This window comes from Georgenia subflava, assembly GCF_009193155.1.
Lineage (GTDB): Bacteria > Actinomycetota > Actinomycetes > Actinomycetales > Actinomycetaceae > Georgenia > Georgenia subflava.
This window is the reverse complement of record NZ_VUKD01000002.1, coordinates 276,107-294,407: the sequence shown is the minus strand read 5'-3', so window position 1 is coordinate 294,407 and position 18,301 is coordinate 276,107. Positions and strand designations below refer to the sequence as shown.

At 73.6% G+C, this 18,301-nt stretch carries 16 protein-coding genes; 2 read left to right on the top strand and 14 right to left on the bottom strand.

Going from position 1 to position 18,301, the window contains the following annotated elements:
- Position 1: 1 nt before the first annotated feature.
- From GD748_RS07880 to GD748_RS07840, 9 genes are all read right to left on the bottom strand, one after another.
- Positions 2-2,638, bottom strand: a complete 2,637-nt coding sequence (locus tag GD748_RS07880; RefSeq protein WP_152194641.1) for an NADH-quinone oxidoreductase subunit G — start codon at positions 2,636-2,638, stop codon at positions 2-4.
- Positions 2,635-3,960 (bottom strand): NADH-quinone oxidoreductase subunit NuoF, encoded by a 1,326-nt coding sequence (nuoF, locus tag GD748_RS07875; protein WP_152194640.1) that lies wholly within the window; start codon positions 3,958-3,960, stop codon positions 2,635-2,637. The genes GD748_RS07880 and nuoF overlap by 4 nt, the downstream gene beginning before the upstream one ends.
- Positions 3,957-4,844, bottom strand: coding sequence for an NADH-quinone oxidoreductase subunit NuoE (nuoE, locus tag GD748_RS07870; RefSeq protein WP_152194639.1), 888 nt, complete (start codon positions 4,842-4,844; stop codon positions 3,957-3,959). The genes nuoF and nuoE overlap by 4 nt, the downstream gene beginning before the upstream one ends.
- Entirely contained in the window at positions 4,844-6,193 is a 1,350-nt protein-coding gene (locus GD748_RS07865; protein ID WP_152194638.1) for an NADH-quinone oxidoreductase subunit D, read from the bottom strand. The genes nuoE and GD748_RS07865 overlap by 1 nt, the downstream gene beginning before the upstream one ends.
- The gene (locus GD748_RS07860; protein ID WP_405002669.1) at positions 6,193-7,002 is read right to left on the bottom strand and encodes an NADH-quinone oxidoreductase subunit C; all 810 of its coding nucleotides are present in this window, start codon (positions 7,000-7,002) and stop codon (positions 6,193-6,195) included. Before GD748_RS07860 ends, GD748_RS07865 begins: the two co-directional genes overlap by 1 nt.
- Positions 6,999-7,553 (bottom strand): NuoB/complex I 20 kDa subunit family protein, encoded by a 555-nt coding sequence (locus tag GD748_RS07855; RefSeq protein ID WP_152194637.1) that lies wholly within the window; start codon positions 7,551-7,553, stop codon positions 6,999-7,001. Before GD748_RS07855 ends, GD748_RS07860 begins: the two co-directional genes overlap by 4 nt.
- Positions 7,554-7,563: 10 nt before the next feature.
- Positions 7,564-7,926: an NADH-quinone oxidoreductase subunit A gene (locus tag GD748_RS07850; protein ID WP_152194636.1), complete on the bottom strand. Its 363-nt coding sequence runs from the start codon at positions 7,924-7,926 to the stop codon at positions 7,564-7,566.
- A 109-nt stretch (positions 7,927-8,035) separates the two neighbouring features.
- Positions 8,036-9,343: a geranylgeranyl reductase family protein gene (locus tag GD748_RS07845; RefSeq protein WP_152194635.1), complete on the bottom strand. Its 1,308-nt coding sequence runs from the start codon at positions 9,341-9,343 to the stop codon at positions 8,036-8,038.
- Positions 9,344-9,477: 134 nt separating this feature from the next.
- Positions 9,478-10,173, bottom strand: coding sequence for a demethylmenaquinone methyltransferase (locus GD748_RS07840; protein WP_152194634.1), 696 nt, complete (start codon positions 10,171-10,173; stop codon positions 9,478-9,480).
- Between the two features lie 58 nt (positions 10,174-10,231).
- Between GD748_RS07840 and GD748_RS07835 the strand changes: the two genes are divergently transcribed.
- Positions 10,232-11,608, top strand: a complete 1,377-nt coding sequence (locus GD748_RS07835) for an isochorismate synthase (RefSeq protein ID WP_152194633.1) — start codon at positions 10,232-10,234, stop codon at positions 11,606-11,608.
- A gap of 13 nt (positions 11,609-11,621) precedes the next feature.
- Here GD748_RS07835 and GD748_RS07830 read toward each other — a convergent pair whose 3' ends face one another.
- From GD748_RS07830 to GD748_RS07810, 5 genes are all read right to left on the bottom strand, one after another.
- Complete coding sequence (locus tag GD748_RS07830; protein WP_152194632.1) at positions 11,622-13,091, bottom strand: trypsin-like peptidase domain-containing protein; 1,470 nt, start codon at positions 13,089-13,091, stop codon at positions 11,622-11,624.
- A gap of 221 nt (positions 13,092-13,312) precedes the next feature.
- On the bottom strand, positions 13,313-15,217 hold the full coding sequence (gene menD, locus GD748_RS07825; protein ID WP_152194631.1) for a 2-succinyl-5-enolpyruvyl-6-hydroxy-3-cyclohexene-1-carboxylic-acid synthase: 1,905 nt from the start codon (positions 15,215-15,217) through the stop codon (positions 13,313-13,315).
- On the bottom strand, positions 15,214-16,203 hold the full coding sequence (locus GD748_RS07820) for an o-succinylbenzoate synthase (protein ID WP_152194630.1): 990 nt from the start codon (positions 16,201-16,203) through the stop codon (positions 15,214-15,216). The genes menD and GD748_RS07820 overlap by 4 nt, the downstream gene beginning before the upstream one ends.
- Before the next feature lie 26 nt (positions 16,204-16,229).
- Positions 16,230-16,808, bottom strand: a complete 579-nt coding sequence (locus GD748_RS07815; RefSeq protein WP_152194629.1) for a TetR/AcrR family transcriptional regulator — start codon at positions 16,806-16,808, stop codon at positions 16,230-16,232.
- Positions 16,808-17,131, bottom strand: a complete 324-nt coding sequence (locus tag GD748_RS07810) for a DMT family transporter (protein WP_152195054.1) — start codon at positions 17,129-17,131, stop codon at positions 16,808-16,810. Before GD748_RS07810 ends, GD748_RS07815 begins: the two co-directional genes overlap by 1 nt.
- A gap of 191 nt (positions 17,132-17,322) precedes the next feature.
- Between GD748_RS07810 and GD748_RS07805 the strand changes: the two genes are divergently transcribed.
- Positions 17,323-18,291, top strand: a complete 969-nt coding sequence (locus GD748_RS07805; protein ID WP_152194628.1) for a 1,4-dihydroxy-2-naphthoyl-CoA synthase — start codon at positions 17,323-17,325, stop codon at positions 18,289-18,291.
- The last annotated feature ends 10 nt before the right edge of the window (positions 18,292-18,301 follow it).

Sequence of the window (18,301 nt, the reverse complement as noted above, 5' to 3'; positions counted from 1 at the left end):
CTCACTGGGACACCTCTTCGGCAGACAGGGCGACGACGGCGCCGGCTCCCACGCCGAGCATCGTGCGCACGCTCGAGCCCGGGGAGTTCTCCGGCAGCCAGACGACGTGCGAGGGCATGGTGGTCACCGACAGCGGCAGCGTGATCGCACCGGCCGGCCCGGTCACGGTGACCCGGTCGCCGTCGACGACGCCGAGCCCGGCGGCGGTCTCGGCGTTCAGGCGGACGACGGGCCGGTGGGCCGTGCCGGCCAGGTGCGGCTCGCCGTCCTGACCGCGCCCCGAGTCCAGCTGGAGCTTCCAGGTGGCGAGCACGGCCTGCCCCTGCGCGGGGGCCGGCAGCGGGCCGGGCGCGACGGCGGGGGCCGTGGCGCGCGCCCCCTCCCACCCGGCGAGCTCGGTCAGCTCGGCGTGCGTGGCGGGCAGCTCGTCCAGGCCGAGGTCGACGCCCAGCTCGGCGGCCAGGGCGTGCAGCGCCTGCCGGTCGGACAGCGAGCGGGAGACGAGCACCTGCCCGAAGGGCCGCATGCGGCCCTCCCAGCTGACGAACGTCCCCGCCTTCTCCACGGGCGGCGCGACCGGCAGCACGACGTCGGCGTGCTCGGTGACCTCCGAGCGACGGACCTCGAGCTGCAGGACGAACCCGGCAGCGGCGAGGGCCTCGCGGGCGAGCACCGGGTCGGGCAGGTCCAGGGGCTCGAGACCGCCGACCACGAGGGCGCCCAGGGCGCCGTCGCGCGCGGCGGTGAGGATGCCGGTGAGGTCGCGTCCGGGGGCCGCGGGCAGCGACCCCACGCCCCAGACGGCGCCGACGTCCACCCGGGCGTCGTCGTCGTCGACCTGGCGTCCTCCGGGGAGCAGGCCCGGCAGCAGACCGGCGTCCAGCGCGCCGACCTCGCCGGCACGACGCGGTACCCAGGCCAGGCGGGCGCCGGTGCGCTCCGCGAGGGCGGCGACGGCGGAGAGCGTGCCCCGCACCGCGGCCGCGCGCTCACCGACGAGGATGACCGCGCCCGGCTCGGCGAGGCGCTCGGCCAGGCTGCTGAGCAGTGCCTCGGTGGAGCCGGGCGTCACGGCCTCGAGGACCTCCGGCTCGGTGCCGGGGGCCGCCGCGACGAGCTCTGCGCGCATCTTGGTGGTCCCGCGGGTGGCGAACGGGGCGATGGTCGCCACCTTGACGGTGCCGGCCAGCGCCCCCTTGCGCAGGCGCAGGAAGATGGTGCCGGACTCCTCCTCGGGCTCCAGGCCCACGAGGAGGACCTGCCCGGCCTTCTCGAGGTCGGGGAAGGTCACGCCGAGGCCGCTGGCCGCCACGTGGTGCGCGAGGAACTGCGCCTCCTCGTCGGTGTGGACGCGGGCACGGTGGTCGATGTCGTTCGTGCCGAGCACGACCCGGGCGAACTTCGACCAGGCGTAGGAGTCCTCGAGCGTCAGACGGCCGCCGGGCAGCAGGCCCACCCCGCCGCTCTCGCCGGCGGTGCGCAGCGCGGTCGCGGCGATGTCGAGAGCCTCGGACCAGCTGGTGGGGACGAGCTCACCGGTCTCCTCGTCCCGCACGAGCGGGAGGGTGAGGCGGTCCGGGGCGCTCTGCCAGGTGAAGGCGAACCGGTCCTTGTCGGTGATCCACTCCTCGTTGACCTCGGGGTCCTCCCCGGCGAGCCGGCGCAGCACCACGCCGCGCCGGTGGTCGACGCGGATCGCCGAGCCGCCGGCGTCGTGCTCGGCCACGGACTCGGTCGAGACCAGGTCGAAGGGACGCGAGCGGAACCGGTACGCCGCGGACGTCAGCGCACCGACCGGGCAGATCTGGATGGTGTTGCCCGAGAAGTAGGAGGAGAAGGGACGCCCGGAGGTGTCCTGCTCGGCGTGCCCGAGGGGACCGACCGCCAGGCCCGACGTCGCGCCGGGCTCGCCGAACGGGCCGGTGACGTCGGTGGCGACGACGAGCGGCTCCTCCTCGCCCGAGGAGGTGAAGTCGAGGATGTGCTCGTCGAACCGGCCGATCTGGGAGCCGTGGATCGCGTGGACCTCGCGGGCGGGGCTGCCGCCGCCGCGGCCCTGCAGGGCGATGAACGGGTCCCCGGCGATCTCGTCCGAGAAGCGCGTGCAGCGCTGGCACAGGATGCAGCGGTCCCGGTCGAGCAGGATCTGGGTGGAGACCTTGATCGGCTTGGGGAACGTCCGCTTGATGTCGACGAAGCGGGTGGTGGCCCGCCCGTTGCTCATCGCCTGGTTCTGCAGGGGGCACTCGCCGCCCTTGTCGCAGACGGGGCAGTCCAGCGGGTGGTTGATCAGGAGGAACTCCATGATCCCGTGCTGGGCCTTGTCGGCGACGTCGGAGGTGTGCTGCGTGGCCACCACCATGCCGGGCGTCGCCTCGAGCGTGCAGGAGGTCTGCGGCTTGGGCATCGCCCGCAGGTTGCCCTCGCGGTCCGGGGTCGAGACGTCGACCAGGCACTGGCGGCAGGCGCCGGCGGGCGCGAGCAGCGGGTGGTCGCAGAAGCGCGGGATCTGGATCCCGGCCTGCTCCGCGGCGCGGATGACCAGGGTGCCCTTCGGGACCTGGACCTCGACGCCGTCGATGGTCACCGTGTGCAGCTCGACCGGGGCCTCGGACTGACGGTCCGTCGTCGCTGTCATCGAACACCTGCTTCGCTGAAGATGGCCGAGGCCTCGTAGGGGAAGAGCTCCCAGGCCGCGGTGTGCGTGCCGGCCTCGAACTCGGACCGGAAGTGCTTGATACCGCTCTGGATGGGGACGGCGGAGGCGTCGCCGAGCGCGCAGAAGGAGCGTCCGGCGATGTTCGAGGAGACGTCCAGGAGCAGGTCGACGTCCGACTGCAGGCCGGTGCCCGACTCGAGCCGGTGCATGACCTGCTTCATCCAGTAGGTGCCCTCACGGCAGGGGGTGCACTTGCCGCAGGACTCGTGGGCGTAGAAGTCCGTCCAGCGCGCGATGACGCGCACCACGGAGGTCGTGTCGTCGAAGACCATGAGGGCGCGGGTGGCCAGCATCGAGCCGGCGGCACCGACGGACTCGTAGTCCAGCGGGACGTCGAGCTCGGCCTCGGTGAGGATCGGCGTCGAGGAGCCGCCCGGGGTCCAGAACTTGAGCCGGTGGCCCTCGCGGATCCCGCCGGCCATCTCGATCAGCTCGCGCATGGTGATGCCCAGCGGGGCCTCGAACTGCCCCGGGTTCGTCACGTGCCCCGAGACCGAGAACAGGCCGTGGCCCGCGCTCTTCTCGGTGCCCATCGAGGAGAACCACTCGCGGCCGTGGGCGATGATGCCGGGCACCGAGGCGATCGACTCGACGTTGTTCACCACCGTGGGCCGGGCGTAGAGGCCCGCGACCGCCGGGAACGGGGGCTTCAGCCGCGGCTGGCCGCGCAGCCCCTCGAGGGAGTCGAGCAGCGCGGTCTCCTCGCCGCAGATGTACGCGCCGGCACCGGCGTGGACGGTGATCTCCAGGTCGTAGTCGCCGTCCGGGCCCATGCCCTTGCCGATGAGGCCGGCCTCCCGGGCCTCGCGGACCGCGGCGAGCAGGCGCCGGTAGACGTGGACGGTCTCGCCGCGCAGGTAGATGAACGCGTGGTGCCCGCCGATGGCGTAGGAGGTGATCGCCACGCCCTCGATGAGGGAGTGCGGGTTGGCCAGCATGAGCGGGATGTCCTTGCAGGTCCCCGGCTCGGACTCGTCGGCGTTGACCACGAGGTAGCGGGGTCCGCCGTCGGGCTTGGGCAGGAAGGACCACTTCAGCCCGGTGGGGAAGCCCGCACCGCCGCGGCCACGCAGGCCGGAGTCCTTGACCTCGGCCACGACGTCCGCGGGCGCCATCGTCAGGGCCTTGGCGAGGCCCTCGTAGCCGCCGTGGTCGCGGTAGGTGTCGAGCTTCCAGGAACGCTCGGCGTCCCAGATGTCGGAGAGGATCGGCGTGAGCCGGTCCGGAGCGGTGGTGCTCACTCGGCCTCCTTCTTGACGTCCTTGTCGACGGTCTCGGCGGAGACGTCGGCCTCGGTGGTCGGCTTGCGGTCCGCGCTGGACTGCGTGTCACCGACGGGTGCCTTGCCGGCGGCCTCGGCCCCGGTGACGTCGGCGCCGCCGGTGGCCGTGCCGGCCCCCTCCCCGGCGGCTGCGGTGTCCCCGGCGGGTCCGCCGTCGGCGTCCTCGCGGCGGCCGCGACGGGCCCCGGGCGCCTGCCAGTCGTTCTCCCGCGCGAGCCGCAGGCCCAGCAGCGTGGCGTCGCCCGCCCCGACCCCCTCGTCCGCACGACCGTCCTCGAAGCCGGCGAGCACGTGCGAGATCTCCTTGAAGGTCCCGACGGTGCTCGCGCCCCGGGTGGGCTGCACCGGCTCACCGGCGGTGATCTGGTCCACCAGGGCGATCGTCGACGCCGGGGTCTGGTTGTCGAAGAACTCCCAGTTGACCATCACCACGGGGGCGTAGTCGCAGGCCGCGTTGCACTCGACCTGCTCGAGGGTGATCTTGCCGTCCACCGTCGTCTCGTCGTGCCCGACGCCGAGGTGCTCGGAGACCTTCTCGAAGATGATGTCGCCGCCCATGACGGCGCACAGCGCGTTGGTGCACACCCCGACGGTGTACTCGCCGTTGGGGTGGCGCTTGTACTGGCTGTAGAACGTGGCGACCGCGGACACCTCGGCGCGGGTGAGCCCGAGGATGTCCGCGCAGAGGGTGATGCCGCGCGGGGAGACGAAGCCGTCCTCGGACTGGACCAGGTGCAGCATCGGCAGCAGGGCCGAGCGGGCCTGCGGGTACCGGGAGATGATCTCGGCCGCCTCGGCGCGCAGGCGCGCGTCGGCCTCCGGTGCAAAGGTCTCGCTGCTCATCAGCGGTCCACCCCTCCCAGGACGGGGTCGAGCGAGGCCAGGGACACCACGACGTCGGCGAGCTGGCCGCCCTCGCAGATCATCGCCGTGGACTGCAGGTTGGAGTAGGACGGGTCCCGGAAGTGGGCCCGGTAGGGACGCGTGCCGCCGTCGGACACCAGGTGCACGCCCATGACGCCCTTGGCGTGCTCGACGGTCGTGAAGACCTGGCCGGCGGGCACCCGGAACCCCTCCGTCACGAGCTTGAAGTGATGGATGAGCGACTCCATGGAGGTCGACATGATCTCCTTGATGTGCTCGAGCGAGTTGCCCTGGCCGTCGGAGCCGATCGACAGCTGCGCGGGCCATGCGACCTTCTTGTCGGCCACCATCACCGGGCCGGGGGTGGCGTCGAGGCGGTCGAGCGCCTGGAGGACGATCTTGATGGACTCGTAGCACTCGTCGTAGCGGACCATCGTGCGGTTGTAGGAGTCCGAGTGGTCGCGCACGGGGACGTCGAAGTCGTAGGTCTCGTAGCCGCAGTACGGCTGGCTCTTGCGCAGGTCCAGCGGCAGGCCGGCGGCGCGGACCGACGGGCCGGTCAGGCCGAGCGCCATCGCGCCCGCCAGGGAGATGTACCCGACGTTCTGCTGGCGCAGCTTGAAGATCGGGTTCTCCACCGTCAGGTCCTGCAGCTCCTTGACGGAGAGCCGGATGTTGGGGAGCAGCTCGCGCACGTAGTCGGTGGTGCCGGGCGGGAGGTCCTGCGCGACGCCCCCGGGGCGGATGTACGCGTGGTTCATCCGCAGGCCGGTGATGCGCTCGAAGATCCGCAGGATGTCCTCGCGGCCGCGGAAGGCCACGGTCATCATCGTGGTGGCGCCGAGCTCGTTCCCGCCGGTGCCGATCGCGATGAGGTGCGAGGCGATGCGGTTGAGCTCCATCATCAGCACGCGGATGAGGGTGGCGCGCTCGGGCACCTGCTCGGTGATGCCGAGGAGCTTCTCGACGGCGAGGCAGTAGCCGACCTCCTGGAAGAACGGGGCGACGTAGTCCATGCGGGTGCAGAACGTCACGCCCTGGGTCCAGGTGCGGTACTCCATGTTCTTCTCGATGCCGGTGTGCAGGTAGCCGGTGCCGACGCGCAGCTCGCGCACGGTCTCGCCGTCGATCTCGAGGATGAGCCGCAGCACGCCGTGCGTCGAGGGGTGCACCGGACCCATGTTGACGACGATGCGCTCCTCGCCGAGGCGCTCCGCCTCCGCGGCGATCTCCGCCCAGTCGCCGCCCTCGGCGACGAACTCCGGTGCCCCGGGTGCCTCGCCGGCCGGGCGGGCGGCGGTGGGACGGGTGTTGGTGGACGCGGACATCAGCTGTACGACCTCCGGGTGTCGGGCGGCGGGATGGTGGCTCCCTTGTACTCCACGGGGATGCCGCCGAGCGGGTAGTCCTTGCGCTGCGGGTGGCCGACCCAGTCGTCCGGCATCGCGGTGCGGGCCAGCGACGGGTGGCCGTCGAAGACGATCCCGAACAGGTCCCACGCCTCGCGCTCGTGCCAGTCGTTGCTGGGGTAGGTGTCGACGACCGTGGGGATGTGCGGGTCGTCGTCCGGGCAGGTGACCTCCAGGCGCAGCTGGCGCGAGTGGGTCACGGAGAGCAGCTGGTACACGGCGTGCAGCTCGCGGCCGGTGTCCTGGGGGTAGTGCACCCCGGAGACGCCGAGGCACAGCTCGAAGCGCAGGTCCTGGTCGTCGCGCAGCGCACGGCAGACGGTCTCGATGTGCTCGCGGGCGACGAAGATCGTCAGCTCGCCGCGGTCGACGACCACCTTCTCCAGCACGGCGTCGGGGTCCAGCCCCTGCTCCGTGAGGATCTCGACGAGGACGTCGACGACCTCGTCGAACCAGCCGCCGTAGGGGCGCCGGCTGGCCGGCGGCATGGCGATCGTCGTGACCTGGCCGCCGAAGCCGGAGGTGTCCCCGGAGCCGTGCACGCCGAACATCCCGTGCCGGGTGGCGACCACCTCGAGCTGGGTGCGGGCGCCGCGCGGACCGGCCGGCACGTGCTGCGAGCCGGCCTCGAGCGCGGCGGCGGTAGCGGGCTGGCCCACCTCGCTGCTGGAGGTGCCCGGCTTGGCGGCGTCGGCTGCCGCGGTCTTGTCGTCGTCGGCCGCGGTCACGCCAGCAGGCCCTTCATCTGGTGGGTCGGGGTCGCGGCGAGCGCGGCCTCCTCGGCCTTGCGTGCGGCCTCCTCGCGGTTGACCCCGAGCGGGGAGTTCCGGATCTGCTCGTGCAGGGCGAGGATGGAGTTGAGCAGCATCTCCGGGCGCGGCGGGCAGCCGGGCAGGTAGATGTCGACCGGGACGATGTGGTCGACGCCCTGGACGATGGCGTAGTTGTTGAACATCCCGCCCGACGAGGCGCAGACGCCCATGGAGATGACCCACTTCGGCTCGGGCATCTGGTCGTAGACGTTGCGCACGACCGGCGCCATCTTCTGGCTGACCCGGCCGGAGACGATCATCAGGTCGGCGTGGCGCGGGGAGGCCCGGAAGACCTCCATGCCGAACCGGGAGATGTCGAACCGCGGGGTGCCCACGGCCATCATCTCGATCGCGCAGCAGGCCAGGCCCATGGTGACCGGCCAGACCGACGACTTGCGGGCCAGGCCCACGATCTTCTCGACCGAGCCGAGCATGAAGCCCGCCGGTGCCTTCTCCTCGATACCCATTGTTGCTACCTCAGTCCCACTCGAGCCCGCCGCGGCGCCACTCGTAGACGAACGGCACCGAGATCAGGAAGATGAAGCCGAGCATGGCCACCAGCCCGAAGATGGCGAGCTCGGAGAACGCCACCGCCCACGGGTAGAGGAAGACCACCTCGATGTCGAAGATGATGAAGGTCATGGCGATGAGGTAGTACTTCACCGGGAAGCGCCCGGCGTGCGGGGCGCGCGGCGTCGGCTCGATGCCGCACTCGTAGTTCGCCACCTTCACCCGGTTGTAACGGCTCGGCCCGATGACCTTGCTCGCCGCCAGACCACCGATGGCCATCGCCGCGGCGACACCCATCATGATCAGCAGCGGGACATAGGGGTTGGTCATGGTGCCTCCGTCGGTCTACCTCGGGTGCCGTCCACCTGCGTCACGGCATTCCTCTTGCCAGCGTACGGGCTTCTGTTCAGGACGCTCGTCCCGCCCGGTCTGCGGACGCTCATGATGCCGGCGCCATCTTGGTCAGCGCCGTGATGAGCCGGTCCATCCAGTCCCCGTCCCGGCGGTCGAAGCCGTCCGAGAGCAGCTTCATGGTGAAGCGCATGAGGGTGGGGCGCGGCAGCCCGTACCGGACGCAGAGCCGCATGATCTCGGGGCGCTCGATGAGCCGCGCGAAGACCTGGCCGAGCGAGTAGTAGCCGCCGAGCTCGTCCGCGAGGATCTTCGGGTAGGTGCGCAGGGTCTTCTCCAGCGCGTACGCCGAGCTGCGCGCGAGCGCCTGGGAGATGACGTCGGCGGCGATGCGCCCCGACTGCATGGCATAGGCGATGCCCTCGCCGTTGAACGGCGAGACCATGCCGCCGGAGTCCCCCACCAGGAGCAGCCCCTGGGTGTAGTGCGGCTTGCGGTTGAACGCCATCGGCAGGGCGGCGCTGCGCAGCTCGCCGATCTGGTTCTCCTCGGTGAACTCCCACTCGGCCGGCGCGTTCTCCATCCAGGTGCGGAACATGGCCTTGTAGTCCAGCCCGGTGGGCCGGGCGGTGGAGCTGAGCGACCCCAGGCCGACGTTCGCCGTCCCGTCGCCGAGGGCGAAGATCCAGCCGTAGCCGGGCATGAGGTTCGACTCCCCCGGCCTGCCGTCCCACAGCTCGAGGTGGGACTCCATGTGCGTGTCGGCGTGGCGCGGGGTGCGGAAGTACGTCCGCACCGCGACGCCCATGGGCCGGTCCATGTTCTTCTCGACGCCCATCGAGGTGGCCAGCCGTGCGGACACCCCGCCGGCGTCGACCACGAGCGGGGCACGGAAGGTCACCTCGTCGCCGCTGCGGCGACCGGCGGCGTCGACGGGACGTGCCCTCACGCCGAGGATGCGGCCCGAGCGTTCGTGCCGGACGGGGCCGGTGACCGACATGCCCTCGCGCAGCACGGCGCCGGAGGCCTGCGCGTGGCGCGCGAGCGTCTCGTCGAGGTTCATCCGGGAACGCGCGAGCCCGTACGCCGGCATCTCGGCCAGCTCGGGCCACGGGATCTCGATGCGGTGCCCGGCACCGTAGGTGCGCAGCCCCCAGTTGCGGATCCAGCCCTCGGACTCCGGCGTCGGCACGCCCATGCGGATCATCTCGGCGACGGCGCGCGGCGTCAGTCCGTCCCCGCAGATCTTGTCGCGCGGGAACGTTCCCTTCTCCAGCAGGAGGACCTCGAGCCCGGTCTGGGCGAGGTAGTGGGCCGTGGCCGAACCGCCGGGCCCGGCACCGACGACGATGACGTCGGCATCAGCCTCTGCATGCACAGCCGAACCCAACGTCATCGCTCCAGGAGAAGGTGAGGGGCACACCGGCCCGTACGGCCATGAGTTTAGTAATCCCGTCCGGCCTCGTCTTGTTAGGGCGACCTAACTCGGACATGTCGCCCGGCCCGTGCCCGGGCTCCGCGCGGAGCGCGTCAGAGGGGGCGCACCGCGCGGTGCAGCGCGACGATGCCGCCCGAGAGGTTGCGGAAGGCGACCTCGCGCCACCCCGCCCGGCCGATGGTGCGCCCCAGCTCGCGCTGCGCGGGCCAGGAGACGATCGACTCGGCGAGGTAGGTGTACGCGTCGGTGTTGGACGAGACCATCGACGCCACCCGCGGCAGGGCCTGACCGAGGTAGAACTCGTACACGGCGCGGAACGGCGCGAAGGTCGGGCGGGAGAACTCGCACACCACCAGGCGGCCGCCGGGGCGGGTCACCCGGAGCATCTCGCGCAGCGCCCGGTCCGTGTCGACCACGTTGCGGAGGCCGAAGGAGATCGTCACGGCGTCGAAGCTCTCGTCGGCGAAGGGCAGGGCGGTCGCGTCACCGGCCACGAACGGCAGGTCGGGTCGGCGACGCTTGCCCACGGCCATCATCCCGGTGGAGAAGTCGCACGGGACGACGTCGATCCCGGCGTCGGCGTACTCCTCGGAGGAGGTGCCGGTGCCGGCGGCGAGGTCGAGGATCTGCTCGCCGGGACGCGCGCCGACCGCCTTGCGGGTGGCGACCCGCCAGATCCGGTCCTGCCCCAGGGACAGCACGTCGTTCGTGAGGTCGTACCGGCGGGCGACGCCGTCGAACATCCCCGCGACCTCGCGTGGGTCCTTCTCCAGACTGGCTCGGCTCATGGGGCCATCCTCCCAGGTCCCAGGCGCCGCGCGCGCCGCGGGCATAAGGTGATCGGCGATGTCCAGGAAACCTCGCACCCCCACGGCCGGCCCCGCTCCGGCCGCGGCCGCCGTGCACCTCGCGGCCGTCCCGGAGGCGCCGACGCTGCACGCCCGCACCGTCGCGATCGAGGACCCGGGCGAGCTGATCGCCCGCCTGCCCAACGCCTCCGCGTCCGAGACCTTCTCCTGGGTGCGCCGCGGTGACGGCCTGGTCGGCTGGGGCGAGGCGCTGCGCATCGAGACCTCGGGTGCCGACCGGATCCGGGACGCCGACGCCGCATGGGCGCGCGCCGTGGGTGACATGCGGATCTCCGACGACGTGCGCGAACCCGGCACCGGGCCGGTCGCCTTCGGCTCCTTCGCCTTCTCCCCCGACTCGAGAGCGGGCGGCGTGCTCGTGGTGCCCGAGGTCGTGCTCGGCCGCCGCGACGGCGTCGCTTGGCTGACGACGGTGACGCCCGCCGACGGCGCGGGGCCGCCCCTGGCCGCACCCGTCCCCGACCCGGTGGTCGCCCCCCAGGACGTGAGGTGGTCGGACGGCGCGCTGGACTCCCCGACGTGGCGCTCCGCCGTCGCCGACGTCGTGCGACGGATCCGCGCCGGTGACGTGACGAAGGTGGTCATGGCGCGCGACGTCGTCGCCCGGTCGGCCCGGCCGCTGGACGTGCGGCACCTGCTGGGCCGGCTGGCCGCGGAGTACCCGGCCTGCTGGACGTTCGCCGTCGACCATCTGGTGGGGGCGACGCCGGAGCTGCTGGTCCGTCGCGAGAAGGGCCTGGCCGCGTGCCGGGTGCTCGCCGGCACGATCCGGCGCACCGGCGACGACGCCGACGACCTGCGGCACGCCGCCGAGCTGGCGCGCTCGTCCAAGGACCTCGAGGAGCACGAGCTGGCCGTCGCCTCGCTGGTGCGGGCGCTGCGCCCCTACTGCGCCTCGATCAACGTGCCGGACGCGCCGTTCGTGCTGCACCTGCCGAACGTGATGCACCTAGCCAGCGACGTCACCGGCGTCGTCGACGGGGCGCTGGGGCACCCGTCGACGTTCCCGGCGCACTCGGCCGACGGGCGCGGCCCCTCGAGCCTGGCGCTCGCGGCGGCCCTGCACCCGACGGCTGCGGTGGGCGGCACCCCGACGCCGACGGCGACGGCGATCCTCGCGGAGGCCGAGCGGATGGACCGCGGGCGCTACGCCGGTCCGGTCGGGTGGATCGGTGCCGACGGCGACGGCGAGTGGGGCATCGCGCTGCGCTCGGGCGAGATCTCGCGCGACGACGACCACCGCATCCGGCTCTTCGCCGGATGCGGGATCGTGGCCGCCTCGGACCCGGACGCCGAGCTGGCGGAGTCCGAGGCGAAGCTGGCGCCGATGCGCGAGGCCCTGGCTCAGGCCTGATCCTCGCGGACGGTCAGCCCTGATCCTCGCGGGCGGTCAGCGTGGCGGTCAGCTCGACCTCCGCGCCGTCGCGGACCACGGTGAGCGTGATGTCCTCGCCGCTGGTGTACTGCCTGACGTAGCCGGTGAGCGACTCCGCGCCCATGACCGGGTCGTCGTCCACCCGCACGATGACGTCGCCGGGCTGCACACCGGCCTCGTCGGCCGGGGTGCCGGGCTCGACCTGCTCCACCTTCGCGCCGGCGCGGACGGCGTCGCCGACCTCGGCGGTGCCGTCGCTCATGTACACGCCGAGGTAGGCGTGCTCCGCCACGCCGTTCTCGATGAGCTGGTCGGCGATCTGCGACGCGAGGTCGATCGGGATCGCGAAGCCCAGGCCGATGCTCCCGGCAGCGCCGGAGCCGCCGCCCGACATGCTGGCGATCGAGCTGTTGATGCCGATGACACGGCCGCCGGCGTCGAACAGCGGGCCGCCGGAGTTGCCGGGGTTGATGGCTGCGTCGACCTGGATCGCGTTGGTGGTCACGCTGGTGCCCTGCTGCCCGGGCATCTGCGGCGCGTCGACGGTGGTCACCGGGCGGTCGAGGGCGGAGACGATCCCGGTGGTCACTGTCGAGCTCAGGCCGAGCGGGTTGCCGATCGCGACGACCGGGTCGCCGACCAGGACGTCGTCCGAGCTGCCGAGGGTCGCGGGGGCGAGGTCCTCGGGCGGGTCGGTCAGCGTGATGACGGCGAGGTCGGTGGCCGGGTCGAGGCCGGCGATGGTGGCCTCGTACATGCGCCCGTCGGCGAGCGTCACGACGATGCCGCCGTCGACCGCGTCGCCCACCACGTGGTCGTTGGTGAGGATGTTGCCGTCGTCGTCGAGGATGACGCCGGAGCCGGCTCCCGCCCCCTGCGAGGTACGCACGTCGATCGCGACCACGGAGGGACGGACGGCGGCGGCCACGTTGGCCCAGTCGGGGTCGTCGGTGGTGGAGGTGACCACTGGCTGGGCGTTGCCGCCCGAGCTGTCCGGTGCGGCGGCGCTGGTGCTCGCCGTGGTCGGGGCCTCCGCGTCGAACGCGCCGGTGAGGCCGGCGGTGCCGAAGCTCGCCAGGAGGGCGGCACCGGCAGCGGTGACGGCCAGTGCGCCCCAGCCCGGACGGCGGCCGCCGTTCCCGCGCGCGGCGGGCTTCCCGGCAGGTCCGGACGGTCCGAGGGGCGAGTGGCTCGCCGGCGCCGAGCCGTACCCTCCGGCCGGGCCGAGGTAGGCGCCACGGTCCTCGCCGGCGGTCTGGGTCCCGGTCCGGCCGGTGCCGTCCGGCGCGGCCTGCTCGTTCCAGGCGTTCGGGCCGTGGCCGGGCCCGCCCGGCTGACCGCTCCAGGCGCTCGGGCCGTGGCCGTGCGGCTGGCCGTGCTGGCCGTGCGGCTCGTTCCAGGGGCGCGGGCCGTGGCCTCCCGGGGTGGTCCACGGGGTGGGGCGGTGCTCGTCGCTGCTCATGGTCTCCTCCTCCTCGTTCGATGACGCCCATCAGACACCGCCGACCTGAGGTGTGCCTTGGCGCAGCCTGGGAGTTACCTGGGACAGCGGAGGGCCGGCGTCGCAGGCGCCGGGCGATCGGGGCGCGGCGCGCCGCCGGGCCACCTCGGCGATGCGCGGTGCCGTCGGGATGCTCGGGAGCGTGGCGCCGAAACGGTTTGGGCCGTGGGAGCGCCGGACCGTCAGGCTCGAGCGATCTCGGTCCGCACCGCCGCCCGCACGAGCTCCACGAGCCGCTCGCGCCGCGCGCGCAGGCCGGCGCGGTCGACGGTGACCTCCAGCACGCTGCGCCCGGTCACCGGTTCGGCCAGTGCTGCCCGCAGCTCCGCGGCCGTGCCGACCCGGCGGTGGCTGGCGCCGTAGCCTGCCGCGAGCGCGCCGAGGTCCACGTCCTGCGGGGTGCCGAAGATCCGCTCGAACTGCTCGGACCGCTCGGGCTCGCCGTGCTCGAGGGTGGCGAAGATGCCGCCGCCGGAGTCGTTGAGGACCACGACCTGCAGGTCGACCTCCTGCTCGAGGCGCCCCCGGGCCAGGGCTCCGGCGTCGTGCAGGAAGGTGAGGTCGCCCATCACCGCACGGACCGGCAGCCCGGTGCCGAGGGCGAGGCCCGTGGCGGTGGCCACCGTCCCGTCGATGCCGGCGAGCCCCCGGTTCGCGATCGTCCGTGGCGCCGCCCCGGCAGCCGCCCGCGGCGTGGCGACCAGGTCGACGTCGCGGACGGTGTTCGACGAACCGACCACCAGCGTCACGTCCGCTGCGGCGACCTCGCGAGCCACGTGCAGACCGTCCGCGGGCTCACGGGCGAGGTACTCCTCGATCGTGCGCCCGGCGGCGGCGGCTGCGCCCTGCCAGCGAGCCAGCCACTCGTGGTCCGCTGCCTGCGTGACGGCCGGCTCGGGGCCGCCGGTCCCGGCGACGTCACCGGCGGAGACCACCGCCGCGCCACGCGCCCCGGCGGCGCGGGTACTGGAGCCGGCGGCGCGCACACCGGTGCCGCGTGCATCGCCGTCGACGACGACGGCGGTGACGACCGCGGACGCGGTGCCGGCGACGTCGGTCCACGCCCCGTGCGGCGCGACGACGACCACCTCCACGTCCGTGCGCGCCAGCAGGGCGCTCACCGGCCTCGACAGCGTCGGACGCCCCATGACGACCACCCGTTCGACGGCGCCGCCGAGCGCGGGCTCGGCGAGGAGCAGGCGGTACGGCCCGATCGCCGACGGCCCCGAGCGCGCCCCGGACGTCGGCTCGGCCAGGAGGGGCCAACCCGCCGCCTCGGCCAGCTCGCGGGCGGCCGGGCCGGCGCCGTCGCCCGCGACGACCACGGTGCGGGGTCCGCGCTCGAGCACGGCCGGCGCGGCCGGGGCGGGCGGCGCGACGGCCGTCCGGACCCGGGGACTCCTCCCCGGGGTCCACGTGCCGGCCGGGGCGAGCGGCTCACGCAGGGCGACGTTGAGATGGACCGGGCCCGGGTCGCCGGTACGGAGGCCGCGGGCGGCCACGAGCGCGCGGGTGGCGATCTGGTCCAGCAGGCGTCCGGTGGGCGCTCCGGCCGGGACGTCGACGGCGTACCGCGGGGCGCCGCCGAAGATCCCCACCTGGTCGGTGGTCTGGTTGGCGCCGGTGCCCCGCATCTCGTGGGGCCGGTCGGCGCTCACCACCACCAGCGGCAGACCCGAGTGCGCCGCCTCGAGCACGGCGGGGTGGAGGTTGGCGACGGCGGTGCCGGACGTGGTGACCACGGCGACCGGCTCCGGCGTCGCACCCTCCGCCGTCCCGGCACGAGTCAGGCCGAGCGCGACGAAGCCGGCGACGCGCTCGTCGACGCGCACGTGCAGCCGCAGCCAGCCCGCCCGCTCGGCGGCCTGCAGCGCGTAGGCCAGCGGCGCGCTGCGCGAGCCGGGCGCGAGCACGACGTGGCGGACGCCGCCGGCGACCAGCGCAGCGACGAGACCCCGGGCGACGGCGGTGGACGGTTCGGCCCGGCGGGGGTCGCCGGGCCGGCGGCCGGGGGGCGGCACCGGCCCCGCGTCCGAGTCGGGAGCGGCGTCGCTACCATGGCCGGCGCCCGGCGCGAGGCCGGTCATCGGGCGACGCCCACGTGCGCGGCCATCTCGGCGAGCCGTGCCCGCCAGCGGGAGGCGACGTCGTCGTCCGCCCGCACGGCGGCAAGGCTCTCGGCTGTCGGCTCCGGCCGGCGGACCGGGATCGCACCGTCGACGGGCAGCAGGGGCTCGGGCACTGTGTCCCCCTCGAGGAGATGGACGGTGGCCAGCCCGCACGCGTACGGCAGCTCCGGCAGCGCCGCCGCGAGCGCGATCCCGGCGGCGATGCCGACCGAGCTCTCCAGCGCGGAGCTCACGACGACCGGCAGAGCGACCTCCTCGGCCAGCCGCAGGCACGCCCGCACCCCGCCGAGCGGCTGGACCTTGAGCACGACGACGTCGGCTGCCCCGGCCCGGCGCACGGCGAGCGGGTCCGCCGCCCGGCGGATCGACTCGTCGGCCGCGATCGGCACCTCGGTGCGCCGGCGCAGCGCCGCGAGGTCCTCGACCGCTGCGCACGGCTGCTCGGCGTACTCCAGGCCGCCCGCGGCCCGGTCGAGCAGGGGCAGCCGGTCGAGAGCCGTGTCCAGGTCCCAGGCCGCGTTGGCGTCGATCCGGATGCGTCCGCCCGGCCCGAGCGCGTCGCGCACGGCCTCGAGCCGCTCCTGCTCCTCGGCGGGCGACTGACCGCGCTCGGCGACCTTGACCTTCGCCGTCGTGCAGCCCCCGGACTCCGCCACGACGCGCCGCGCCGTCTCGGGGCCGACCGCCGGCACCGTGACGTTCACCGGGATGTGTGCGCGGACCGGCTCGGGCCAGCCCTCCTCGGCGGCCTCGATCCCGCACCGGAGCCAGGCGGCGGACTCGGCGGGGCCGTAGTCCCAGAACGGGGACACCTCTCCCCAGCCGGCGTCGCCCCGGAGCAGGACGCCGTCGCGGACGGTGATGCCCCGGAAACGGGTGCGCATCGGCAAGGAGTACGTGGCGCGCACGTCGGGCAGCAGGCTCGCGCCGGCGGACAGGGACATGGAGGTCAGGATAGGAGCAGCCGCGCTCACAGCACGTGCTCGAGCATCGCGGCGACGGTGCGGCGCACGTCCCGCCCCTCGCTGAGCGCGCTGACCACCGCGCCGTCGACCACCGCGACCGCGAGCGCCGGCGGGCAGGAGCTGCCGAGGCGCGCGAGCACCTCGTCGACCACGGCGTCCAGGCGGGCGCGCCCCGTGCCGTAGGCCTTGGCGACGGCGGGGGCGCCGCCTGCGGAGAGGAGCTGCTGGTAGTGGCCGCGGACCTGTCCCGACTCTGGCAGGAGCGCGTCCGTGACGGCGGCGACCGTCTCGGCGCGCGTGGGCGGCGACGTGCGCCGGGCGGGGTCGGGCAGGCTGTCGCGCACCTTCTCGGCGTGCTCCACCCACCGCGTCACCACGAGCGAGCCGGCCGCACCGAGGAGATCGTCCAGCCCCGAGAAGTAGTAGGTGGTGGCCGAGAGCGAGCATCCGGCCCGTTCGGCGACGGCCCGGTGGGTCACGGCCTCGGGGCCCTCGGCCAGCACGGTCGCGGCGGCGGCCTCAACGATGCTGGTCCGCCGGCGCGCGCCCTTGCCGCTGCGTCCGGGGACCGTCCGCCCGGCCATCAGCTCGCGTTCTCCGCGAGGTTGAGCCCGATGATGCCCGCGACGATCAGCACGAGGGAGACCAGCTTCAGCACCGAGACCCCCTCGCCGAGGACGGCCATGCCGACGACGGCGGTCAGGCTCGCGCCGATGCCGGTCCAGACGGCGTAGGCGGTGCCGACGGGAAGGGTGCGGAGCGCGTAGGCCAGCCCCGCGAAGCTGAGCGCCGCGAGGACGAGAAAGGTGACCGACGGCCACAGCCGGCTGAATCCCTCCGACGCCTTGAGACTCAGCGCCCAGCCGGCCTCGAGCACCCCGGACACGATGAGAACGGTCCATGCCATGGCAGATACCTCGTTTCTAGTACGGATGTACCAGATACGGTCGCACAGGTTCACCGCGCGGACCAGACCACCGCTGGTGCCGTTGATCACCAGCGGCCCCGAGCACCCGGTGGTGCTGCTGGTCACCAGCGGCCCGAGCACCGGCGGTCCCGCCGATCACCACGGGCACGCACCGCCGTTAGGGTGAGCCGGTGAGCAGCGTCCCCTCCCGCGTGTCCGAGACCTTCGACCCGACGGTGTGGCGGGAGGTGGAGGGGTTCGACCTCACCGACCTCACCTACCACCGCGGTGTCGACCGTTCCGGGGACGGCGAGCGCGACCTCCCGGTGGTCCGGATCGCGTTCGACCGTCCCGAGGTGCGCAACGCCTTCCGGCCGCACACGGTCGACGAGCTCTACCGGGCGCTGGACCACGCACGCATGACGTCGGACGTCGCCGCGGTCGTCCTCACCGGCAACGGCCCCAGCCCCAAGGACGGCGGCTGGGCGTTCTGCTCCGGCGGCGACCAGCGCATCCGTGGTCGGGACGGCTACCGCTACGAGGCGGCGGGGGCCGACGACGAGGCGCCGACGGCCCGGCGACGTGAGCAGATCGACCCGGCCCGCGCCGGCAGGCTCCACATCCTCGAGGTGCAGCGGCTGATCCGCACCATGCCCAAGGTCGTCATCGCCGCCGTGCCCGGCTGGGCGGCCGGCGGCGGGCACAGCCTCAACGTGGTGTGCGACCTCTCGATCGCGTCCCGTCAGCACGCCCGGTTCATGCAGACCGACGCGAACGTCGGCTCCTTCGACGCCGGCTACGGGTCGGCCCTCCTCGCCAGGCAGATCGGCGACAAGCGCGCCCGCGAGATCTTCTTCCTCGCCCGCGAGTACTCCGCCGAGGACGCCGAGCGCTGGGGCGTGGTCAACGAGGTCGCCGACCACGAGGACCTCGAGCCGCTGGCGCTCGAGTACGCGCGGATCGTCGCGACGAAGTCCCCGCAGGCCATCCGGATGCTGAAGTTCGCGTTCAACCTCGCGGACGACGGCCTGGCCGGCCAGCAGGTGTTCGCCGGGGAGGCCACGCGGCTGGCGTACATGACCGACGAGGCCGTCGAGGGGCGCGACGCCTTCCTCGAGCGGCGCGAGCCGGACTGGTCCGGCTTCCCGTACTACTACTGACCTTGCCGTC